This is a genomic window from Streptomyces sp. NPDC050704 (assembly GCF_040654355.1).
Classification (GTDB): Bacteria; Actinomycetota; Actinomycetes; order Streptomycetales; family Streptomycetaceae; genus Streptomyces.
The window spans coordinates 1-10,165 of record NZ_JBFAHW010000206.1 but is presented as its reverse complement, the minus strand read 5'-3'; the positions used below and the strand labels follow the sequence as shown (position 1 = coordinate 10,165).

The 10,165-nt window shown below is 72.4% G+C and carries 7 protein-coding genes; 2 read left to right on the top strand and 5 right to left on the bottom strand.

Features of this window, described 5'->3' with window-relative positions; translation table 11 throughout:
- Positions 1–97: 97 nt before the first annotated feature.
- Genes AB0I18_RS50360 through AB0I18_RS50350 form a run of 3 tightly spaced genes read right to left on the bottom strand, consistent with a single transcriptional unit; the run spans position 98 to position 2,385 of the window.
- Positions 98–1,099 (bottom strand): adenosine deaminase, encoded by a 1,002-nt coding sequence (locus tag AB0I18_RS50360; protein WP_363112589.1) that lies wholly within the window; start codon positions 1,097–1,099, stop codon positions 98–100.
- A 20-nt stretch (positions 1,100–1,119) separates the two neighbouring features.
- A complete protein-coding gene (locus AB0I18_RS50355) occupies positions 1,120–2,025 on the bottom strand; it encodes a ribonuclease Z (protein ID WP_363112588.1) in 906 nt (301 codons plus the stop codon).
- Between the two features lie 6 nt (positions 2,026–2,031).
- Complete coding sequence (locus AB0I18_RS50350; protein ID WP_363112587.1) at positions 2,032–2,385, bottom strand: histidine triad nucleotide-binding protein; 354 nt, start codon at positions 2,383–2,385, stop codon at positions 2,032–2,034.
- A gap of 203 nt (positions 2,386–2,588) precedes the next feature.
- Between AB0I18_RS50350 and AB0I18_RS50345 the strand changes: the two genes are divergently transcribed.
- On the top strand, positions 2,589–4,880 hold the full coding sequence (locus tag AB0I18_RS50345; RefSeq protein ID WP_363112586.1) for a LuxR C-terminal-related transcriptional regulator: 2,292 nt from the start codon (positions 2,589–2,591) through the stop codon (positions 4,878–4,880).
- A 138-nt stretch (positions 4,881–5,018) separates the two neighbouring features.
- The gene (locus tag AB0I18_RS50340; protein ID WP_363112585.1) at positions 5,019–6,047 is read left to right on the top strand and encodes an AAA family ATPase; all 1,029 of its coding nucleotides are present in this window, start codon (positions 5,019–5,021) and stop codon (positions 6,045–6,047) included.
- A 26-nt stretch (positions 6,048–6,073) separates the two neighbouring features.
- Here AB0I18_RS50340 and AB0I18_RS50335 read toward each other — a convergent pair whose 3' ends face one another.
- A complete protein-coding gene (locus tag AB0I18_RS50335; protein ID WP_363112584.1) occupies positions 6,074–9,349 on the bottom strand; it encodes a S41 family peptidase in 3,276 nt (1,091 codons plus the stop codon).
- A gap of 62 nt (positions 9,350–9,411) precedes the next feature.
- Positions 9,412–9,987, bottom strand: coding sequence for a hypothetical protein (locus tag AB0I18_RS50330; RefSeq protein WP_363112583.1), 576 nt, complete (start codon positions 9,985–9,987; stop codon positions 9,412–9,414).
- Positions 9,988–10,165 lie beyond the last annotated feature (178 nt).

Genomic DNA, 10,165 nt, shown 5'->3' with positions numbered 1-10,165 from the left:
CAACCCACAACCACACCAGATATGGGGTGGGGGGGGGGGGGGGGGCCCCCCCCCCGGGGATGGGACGGGTAGGGGCGGCGGGGGCGAAAGAAGCCCCCTACCCCCCGAACTCGTACGCCTCCACCTCAGCCAGATACCGAGCCCGCCGCTCCTCGTCATCATCGAGAAACGCCGCGACGAACGAGTTCCGCGCCAGCTCCCGCAACCGCTCCCGCGACAACCCCAGCGCCTCCCGCACGGCATCGAAGTTGTCCCCGGCGTATCCACCGAAGTACGCGGGATCATCGGAGTTGACCGTGCACACCAACCCGGCGTCGAGCATCGCCACCAAGGGATGCTCCGCCAGCACGTCAACGGCCCGCAGCCGCACATTGGACAGCGGACACAACGTCAGCGGCACCCGATCCCGCACCAGCCGAGCCACCAGCTCAGGATCCTCCATGCACCGAAGCCCATGATCGATCCGCTCGACCCCGAGCACGTCGAGCGCCTCGACGATGTACGCGGGCGGCCCCTCCTCCCCCGCGTGAGCAACCCTCCGCAGCCCCATAGCGGCAGCGGCTTCATACACCTCACGGAACTTGCGCGGCGGATGCCCGACCTCGGCGGAGTCGAGCCCGACCCCCACGATCCGGCCGGCACCGAGATACGGCTTCGCGGCCTCCAGGGTCTCCATCGCGGACTCGGCGGACTCGTCCCGGAGGAAGCACATGATCAGCCGGGTCGAGACGCCGTGCACGGCCTCGCCGCGGTCGAGCGCCCGCCCGAGCCCTTCGACCACCGTCCCCATCTCCACGCCCCGGGAGATGTGCGCCTGCGGATCGAAGAAGATCTCCGCATGCCGCACCCCCTGCGCCGCGGCCCGCGCGAGATACGCGTCGGCGAGCTCCTCGAAGTCGGACTCGGTCCGCAGCACGGCCATGAGCTCGTAGTACAGGTTCAGGAAGGACTGCAGATCCTCGAAGCGGTACGCCTCGCGGAGCTCGTCCGTGTCCGCGTACGGCAGTGCGACACCGTTGCGCGCGGCCAGCTCGAAGGCCAGCTCGGGCTCCAGGGTGCCTTCGATATGGAGGTGCAGTTCAGCTTTCGGGAGGGACATCAAAGCATCGTACGGTCAGCTCACACCCGTTTCGGAACCGGCACCCGCAGCAGATCGTGCGCCACGGTCAGCTCCCCCTCGAACCCGGCGGCCCGCGCCTGCCGCTCGAACTCCTCGGGCTCCGAGTACCGCTGGCTGAAGTGGGTGAGCACCAGGTGCCGTACGCCCGCGTCGCGCGCCACCGCCCCCGCCTGACCGGCCGTCAAGTGACCGTGATCGATGGCGAGTTGGACGTCCGCGTCCAGGAACGTCGACTCGATGACGAGCATGTCGCAGCCCTCGGCGAGCGCGTACACGCCGTCGCACAGCCGGGTGTCCATGACGAACGCGAACCGCTGCCCGCGCCGCACCTCGCTGACGTCGTCGAGCCCGACGTCCCCCAGCGCTCCCTCCCGCTGGATCCGCCCGACGTCCGGCCCCTTGATCCCCCGCGCGGCGAGCAGCTCCGGCAGCATGCGCCGCCCGTCGGGCTCGACGAGCCGGTAGCCGTACGACTCGACGGGGTGGGAGAGCTTGCGGGCGTCCAGCGTGTACGTCTTCGAGGACGCGAGCACTCCGTCGGCGTCGACCGGGGCCTCGGTGAGCTCGACCGTCTCGCGGTAGGCGGTCGAGTACCGCAGCCGGTCGAAGAACCGCTTTCCGGAGCGCGGATAGTGCGCGGTGATCTCGTGCGGGACCCGGTCGAGGTTGATCCGCTGGATGACCCCGGCGAGGCCGAGCGAGTGGTCGCCGTGGAAGTGCGTGACGCAGATGCGGTTCAGGTCGTGCGCGGCGACCCCGGCGCGCAGCATCTGCCGCTGGGTGCCCTCGCCGGGGTCGAAGAGGATGCCCTCGCCGTCCCAGCGCAGCAGGTAGCCGTTGTGGTTGCGATGCCGGGTCGGGACCTGGCTGGCGGTGCCGAGGACCACCAGTTCACGTACGGACAAGGTCGGTTACCCCGGCGGCCACTGCATGCCACGGCCGCCCAGGACGTGGGCGTGCACGTGGAAGACGGTCTGGCCTGCGCCACTGCCGGTGTTGAAGACGACGCGGTAGCTGTCGAGCTTCTCCTCGGCGGCGACCTCGCCGGCCTCGCGCACGACGTCGGCGAGGATCTCCGGTTCGGCGATGGCGAGGGAGGCGGCGTCCCGGTGGTGGGCCTTCGGAATCACCAGGACGTGGGTGGGCGCCTGGGGGTTGATGTCCCGGAACGCGACGGTCGTGTCGGTCTCCCGGACGACGGTCGCCGGGATCTTGCCTCGTACGATCTTGCAGAACAGGCAGTCGTCCTGCGGCTCCCCTGCCATGCGCGGCCTCCTCATACGGGTTGAACGTGCTCCTGATGCGGGTTGATCGTGCTGCTGCGGGTTGATCGTTACGTCGGCATCGTATCGGTCCCGCCGCCCGCCGCCCGGAAGCCGGTGCGCGAGGGAATCTGCTCGATTTCCCTTACTCTGCGTGTCCGCTTCCGTACGATGAGGCGACGGCTGTGGACGGAGGCGGGAGCGCCATGGCGGGAATCCCCTGGAACTGGCACCGCGGCGAACTACCCAGCGAGGCAACGAGTTTCATCGGCAGGCAGGCCGAGGTCGACGGCGTACGGGCGCTGCTCGGCAGCGCCCGGATGGTCACCCTGCTCGGGCCCGGCGGTGTCGGCAAGTCCCGGATCGCGGTGCGGGCGGCGGCCGCGGTCGCCGAGGGATTCCGGGACGGCGTACGGATGGTGGAGCTGTCCGGGGTGAAGGACGGCGAGTTGCTCCCCCATGCCGTCGGGGCCGCCTTCGGACTGGCCGAGGCGCCGGGGCACGCCCCGCTCGACATGGTGGTGGAGTTCCTGCGCGAGGAGCAGTCGCTGCTCATCCTGGACACCTGTGAGCATCTCGTCGACTCCTGCGCGATGTTCGCCGAGATCCTGCTGAGCTCCTGTCCGGGGCTGCGGCTGCTGCTCACCAGCAGGCAGACGCTGGACGTGCCCGCCGAGCACACGCTGACCATCAGTCCGCTCGAAGAGGCGGAGGCGGTCCGGCTGTTCACCGAGCGGGCCGCGGCCGCCCGGCCCGGATTCGCCCTCACCGCCGACAACCGGGAGCAGGTCACCGCCCTGTGCCTGCGCCTCGACGGCATTCCGCTCGCTCTCGAACTCGCCGCGGTACGGCTGCGGGCGCTGCCCCTGGAGCAGGTGCTGCGCCGCCTCGACGACCGCTTCCGGGCGCTCGGCAGCGGCCGCGGCTCCCATCCCCGCCACCAGACGCTGCGTACCGCCATCGACTGGAGCCACGACCTGTGCACCCCGCAGGAGCGGGCCCTGTGGGCCCGGCTCTCGGTCTTCGCCGGCGGCTTCGGCCTGGAGGCCGCCGAACAGGTCTGCGCGGACGGCGACCTGGACGGGTACGACATCGTCGACCACCTCATCGGCCTCGTCGACAAGTCGATCGTGATCCGGGACGAGGGCGAGGAGGACGACCGCTACCGGATGCTCGACACCATCCGGGAGTACGGCGCCGAGCGGCTCGCCGAGTCCGGGCAGTCGCGGTCCTTCGCCCGCCGCCACCGGGACCACTGCCTGCGGACCGCCCTGGAGGGCCACGCCGCCTGGTTCGGGCCCGAGCAGGTGCACTGGACCCATCGCTTCGACCGGGAGATCGACAACTTCCGTACGGCCATGGAGTGGTCGCTGTCCACACCGGGTGAGGAAGCGGGCGCGGTCGCCCTCACGGGGGCGCTCAGCGGGCTGTGGATCGGCCGCGGCCGGCTGGTCGAGGGGCTCCGCTGGAGTGCCCGGGCGCGCAACACGGGGACGGGTACCCCGGGCGACCTCGGCAGGCTGGGGTTCCTGCGCGGAATGTGCTCGTTCCTCCACGGTGACGGGGAGGATGCGGTCGCCGACTTCGTCCGGGCGGCCGAGTACTGCACGGAGGCGGGGGACCGGTACGGCTGGGGCCTGAGCATGGTGTATCTCTCCACCACCTATACGCACCTCGGTCGCATCGAGGACTCCCAACGGGTCGACGAGGAACTCGAACCCGTCGCGCGCGAGCTCGGGGATCCCTACATCCTCGGCGGTCTCTACCGGAACATGGGTGACCGGCACTTCGTCCTCGGCGACGCGGCAGCCGCCGAGGCGCTGCTGCTGCGCGCCCTGGACACCCTCCCGCGCGGCGAGGCCTGGGCGACCGGCATCACCGGAGCCTTCCTCAGCCTCGTGCGCCTCATGGCGGGAAACCTGGACGGCGCGCTCGATCAGGCACGGCACACGGTGCGGTGTCTGGCCCGGCTGCCGGATCTGACCGGCCTCGGCAACGTCCTGCCGGGCCTGGCCTGGATCACGGCCGCCCAAGGACGACACGCGCACGCGGCCCTGCTGGAGGGCGCGGCGGCGGGCATCAGGCGAGGGGTCAGTCCGCTCCTGGTCAACTCCCCGGTGCTGCTCGCCGTGCACGCGAACTTCCAGGCCCAGATGAAAGAGGCCCTGGGAGAGGCGGAGTTCGCCCGCCTGTACGCCGAGGGTGAGCTGCTGGATCTGCGCCGGGCGGTGGCCCTCGCGCTCGACGAGCCGTCCGACCCGCTCCCTGAGGCCCCCGCGCCCCGGGCACCCACCCTCGCCGCCCTCACCCGCCGCGAACGCGAGGTCGCCGCCCTCGTCCACCAGGGCCTGTCCAACCGGCAGATCGCCGAGAAACTGGTCATCTCCAAACGCACCGCCGACGCGCACGTCGAGCACATCCTGGCGAAACTGGGCGTCGCCTCACGCGGGGAGGTCGCCGCGCTGGTCCGCGCGGAACACGACCGGACCCGTACGTAGGTAGCGCGCGACCGGCCCCCGCAGGCTGCCACTAGGTGTACGCATCCGGCGCCGGACGTACGGATCTTCCGGCGCCGGCATACCGATGTTCCGCGTCCGCCCTCGTTCGGGAGACACCACCGCGGCCACGCTTGGCACATGTCCGATCCGAGTGACCCAGGCCCTGCCGTCCCGAGTGACCCAGACCCCGTCACCCCCGGCCGCCCGGACTCCGTCGCCGGTGAGCCTGCGCCCGTCACCGGTGTCTCGGACGCCGACGCCCTCACCGAACAGCTCGTCGCCGCCGGGATGTTGACCCTCACCGGCCCCGCGGGGATCGGCAAGTCCCGGCTGGCCACCCGGCTGGCGCGGACGGCCGGGCTGCCCGTGCACCGGGTGGATCTGTCCGCCTGCCAGGACTCCGCGAGGGTCCCGCAGGCCGTCGCCGAGGCACTGGGGGTCGCTCCCGGCACGGGCGGCGATCCCCTTCCCGGTCTGCTGCGGCTCCTCTCCCGGCAGGAGGGGCTGCTCGTCCTGGACACCTGCGAGCACGTACGCACCGGCTGCGCCTACCTGGTCGGCCGGCTGCACGACGCCTGCCCCCGGCTGCGGATTCTGGCCACCAGCCGCAGGCCGCTCACGGTTCCGGGTGAACTGCTGGTCCGGGTGGGCCCGTTGAACCTGGAGCAGGGCGCGCGGCTGCTCCAGGAGCATGCCGCGGGGCAGGGCGTACCGCTGCCGAACCCGTCGGCCGTCCTGCTCGCCCAGCGCCTCGACGGGGACCCGCTCAGCTCCCTGCTGGCCGCGCGTGCCCTGCGCCGGATGGACCTGAGCGAACTGTTCCTGCACCTCTCGGCGCCCGGCGGCCACCTCGCGGTACTCACCGGCGGACCGGTCGAACCCGCGAGGCACCGCACGCTGCTGCGGGCCGTCGAATGGAGCCACCGGCTGTGCAACCGAAGGCAGCAGCTCCTGTGGGCGCGGCTGTCGGGTTTCTCCGGCGAGTTCACCCGGGACCACGTACAGGTCCTCTTCACCGGGTCCGGCGAACTCGACGCGCTGGTCGACGCGTCGATCGTGCTGCCCGTCGGCGAGGCCCGCTTCCGGCTGCCCGTCGCCCACCGCGGGTACGGACAACTGCGGCTCGTGGACCTCGCCGGGAGCCGGGGCACAGACCTCGACACGTGACCCCGGGCTGCCCCTGCCCCTGCCGGCTACTCCTGTCCGCCCGCGTCCGGCAGGACCGGAGGCGTCTTCGCCGGGTTCTCCGCCAGCGCGGCCAGCGCGATCCGGATCGCCTCGTCGAGCTGTACGTCGCGGCCGGCCGCGTGGTCCTGCGGGGCCTGGACCACCTCGACGTCCGGGTCGACGCCGTGGTTCTCCACGCCCCACTGGTAACCCTCCAGCCAGAACGCGTACTTGGGCTGGGTGACGAGCGTGCCGTCGACGAGCCGGTAGCGGCTGTCGATGCCGATGACGCCGCCCCAGGTGCGGGTGCCGACGACAGGGCCGATGCCGAGCGCCTTGATGGCCGCGTTGACGATGTCGCCGTCGGAGCCGGAGAACTCGTTGGCGACGGCGACGACGGGCCCGCGCGGCGCGTCCTCCGGGTAGCTGGTGGGCCGCATGCCGCGGGCGAGGTCCCAGCCGACGATGCGCCGGGCGAGTTTCTCGATGACCAGCTGGGAGGTGTGGCCGCCGCGGTTCTCCCGGACGTCCACGACGAGGCCCTCGCGGGCGACCTCGACGCGCAGGTCGCGGTGGATCTGGGCCCAGCCGGGCGCCTGCATGTCGGGCACGTGCAGGTACCCGAGCCGGCCGCCGGACTTCTCGTGGACGTAGGCACGCCGGTCGACGACCCACGCGTGGTAGCGCAACGGCTCCTCGTCGGACATCGGCACGACCACCGCGTGCCGCGGATCGCCGCCGCCCGCCGGGGAGATGGTCAGTTCGACGGGCTTGCCCGCCGTGCCGACGAGCAGCGGTCCTGGCCCGGTCACCGGGTCGACGGGCCGCCCGGAGACGGCCACGATCGCGTCGCCCGCGCGCACCGCGACGCCGGGTGCGGCGAGCGGCGCCTGCGCGTCGGGGTCGGAGGTCTCTGAGGGCAGGATGCGGTCGATCCGCCACTGCGCCGTGCCCTGCGGGCCGTCCTCGTGACGGGAGATGTCGGCGCCGAGCAGCCCCTGCCGCTCCCCGCTGCCGTACCCGCCGCGCGGCATGACGTACGCGTGCGAGGTACCGAGTTCGCCGTGCACCTCCCAGAGCAGGTCCACCAGGTCGTCGTGGGTGGCGACCCGCTCCAGGATCGGCCGGTACCTGTCGAGGACCCCGTCCCAGTCCGTTCCGCCCAGGTCGGCCCGCCAGAAGTTGTCCCGCATCAGGCGGCCGGTCTCGTCGTACATCTGCCGCCACTCGGCGGCCGGGTCGACGCTCTGGCGGATGCGCGACAGGTCGACGGTGATGTTGGTGTCGCTCTCCTCGTCGTTCGAGGCGCGCCGGTCGCTCGGTACGACCTTGAGTTTGCCGTCGGTCCACAGCAGGACCCGCTTGCCGTCGCCGGTGACCATGAAGCCGTCGGCGTCCGAGGCGAGGTGCTCGATGCGCTGCTGGACGAGGTCGTAACGCTCCAGGTCGGTCTTCGGGTCCGGGTCGTCGGGGGTCGCGCGGGAGGCGCCGAGCACGCCGCGCACCGGGTGCCGCAGCCACAGGACCCCGTCCTTGGCGGCCTTCAGCCCGGTGTAGCGGGCGGCCTCGACCGGGAACGGGACGATGCGGTCGCCGAGCCCGTCGAGGTCGATCCGGGTGGCGGGCGAGCCCTCGCTGTCGGGCGTCTCGTCCTTGTCGGGCGCCTCGAAGGGACGGCCGTGCCGCTGCGGTCCGAAGGGCGAGGGCGTGGTCGCGGCGAGGGTGATGAGATGCGGCCGCGAACCCCCGACGAAGGCCAGGTCGAAGACGTGCTCGTCGTAGACGGGGTCGAAGGACCGCGCGGACAGGAACGCGAGGTGCTTGCCGTCGAGCGTGAACGCGGGCGCGTAGTCCCGGAACCGCAGCGGCGTCGCCTCGGTCACCGACAGGTCCGCGGCGTTGGCGAGCTTCAGCTGGCGCAGCGGCCGCGGGCCGGGGTGCGACCAGGCGAGCCAGGCCGAGTCGGGCGAGAAGACGAGCCCGGACACCTCGCCGTCCTCGCTGCGGTCGACCTCCCGTACCTCGCCGGTCTCCCGCTCGACGAACAGCACCCGCCCGTCGTGCGTGGCGACGGCGGCGCGGCTGCCGTCGGGCGCCATGGCGAGGCCGAGCACCCGCCCGAGCTGCCCGGCGGCGATCCTGCGCGGGGTGGCTCCCGGCGCGACTCCGGTGGCCGGAGCGAACTCCAGCGCGTCCTCGCCCTCCGCGTCCGTGACCCACACCACGTGCTCCTCGCCGTCCACGCGGAAGGTGCGGGGCAGCCGGGCCCGTACGCCCTGTTCGGCGGCGAGCGAACGGGTGGGCCCGGAGCGGTGGGTGACCCAGTGGACGGCCCCGCGCACGGAGACCGCACTGCCGCGTCCGGTGTGGTCGGGCGCGGCGGCTCCGAACCAGCGGGCGGCGTTCACGGGATGCGGCTGCAGATCGACGCGCTGCCCGCCGAGCCGGACGTCGAGCCGCCGCGGCTCGGCCCCGTCGAGGTCGTCGAGAATCCACAGCTCACCGGCGGACGAGTACACGACACGCGTGCCGTCGGTGGACGCGTGCCGGGCGTAGAAGCCCTCAACTCCCGTGTGCCGCCGCAGATCGGACCCGTCGGCGAGGGAGGAGTAGACGGCCCCCACACCCTCGTGGTCGGAGAGGAAGGCGATCCGCTCCCCCACCCACATCGGGTACTCGATGTTCCCGTCCAGCTCGGCGTGCAGCCGTACGAACTCGCCGCCCCCGCCCCCGCCCCCGCCCCCGTCTTGATCCCGATCCCGATCCCGGTCGATCCACAGCTTGCCCGCCGTGCCGCCCCGGTACCGCTTCCACCAGGCGGCCTCACGCCCCATGGGCGCGGACAGCAGGAGCGTCCCCGGCCCGTACGCCACATCGCCGACCGGCCCGTACGGAAGGGTGGTCGCCGGACCGCCGTCGAGCGGGACGGCCCGGGCCCAGCTGCGGCGCAGGCTCGCCTGGCCCTGGGTGCTGAGCGCGAGCACCTGTCCGTCCGGGGTCCAGCCGCGCACCTGGGTCTTCCAGCTCCCCCAGTACGTCAGGCGCCTGGTACGGCCGCCGTCGACGGAGGCGACATGCACCTCGGGGGCCCCGTCGCGGGTGGAGGTCCAGGCGACGGTCGTCCCGTCCGGGGAGATACGCGGATGGTTCACCGGGACGTTGTCGGAGCTGACGCGCCAGGCGCGGCCGCCGTCGAGCGGCGCGACCCAGACGTCGTCCTCGGCGGTGAAGGCGATCAACTCACCGTGCAGATGGGGGTAGCGGAGATATGTGGGAGATGTACCGGATGCAGGCTGTGTCACCCGATCACCCTATGCAGCGCCCCTCCCGGCGGCCAGGCCTTTCGATCACTTCTCCTGGTAGATCACTTGCCCTGGAAGCAGGAGCACGTGGGATGCGGGTACTCGGTGACGGTCCTGGTGACGGTGACGGTCGGTCCGGGCTGCTCGTGCGGCGGCGGAGTCGTCTCGTGGTCGACGGGCGGGGTCGACGGCGACCCGGTGGTCGGCGTATCGGCCCGGCAGTTCCCGAGCACGTCCACGCGGAACCACTCCTTGCCGCCCACCTTGGCGGTGAGGTCGCCCCGCACGCAGTTCCCGTCGACCTCCTCCGTGACCTTGCCCTTGATGGTGATGTCCCGCCCGTCCTTGTCCTCCCCCACGCAGTCGACGGTCGCCGAGCTCTGCTCGCTCGGCGAGCTCCCGGCGGTCACCTCGTCGTCGTACGCGGCCGTGCAGCTGAGCCACTGCACGTCGACGCCCTGCCGCTCCAACTCGCGGGTCCCCGTCTGGTCCGTGGTGATCGCCACCGCCGCGGTGCTCAGCCCGTCCCCCGGCTCACACGCGGCCACCCCGAACACGGCCACGACGCCGAGCCCGGCCAGCGCCGGTACCCGCCGCCCGCCGCCCGGCCGACGCCGTATACGCCTCAATGCCCCCATAGACGGCAGCGTGCCACCACGGGGCGGGGTGCGGTAGTCCGCATGCGGCCACGATGCGCGGCGGGTGCGGGCCGGGTTCCTCGCCCCCGCCGCCCCTACCCGTCCCATCCCTGGGGGCTCCGCCCCCAGACCCCCGCTGATCGGCCTGAACGGCCTCGTCCTCAAACGCCGGACGGGC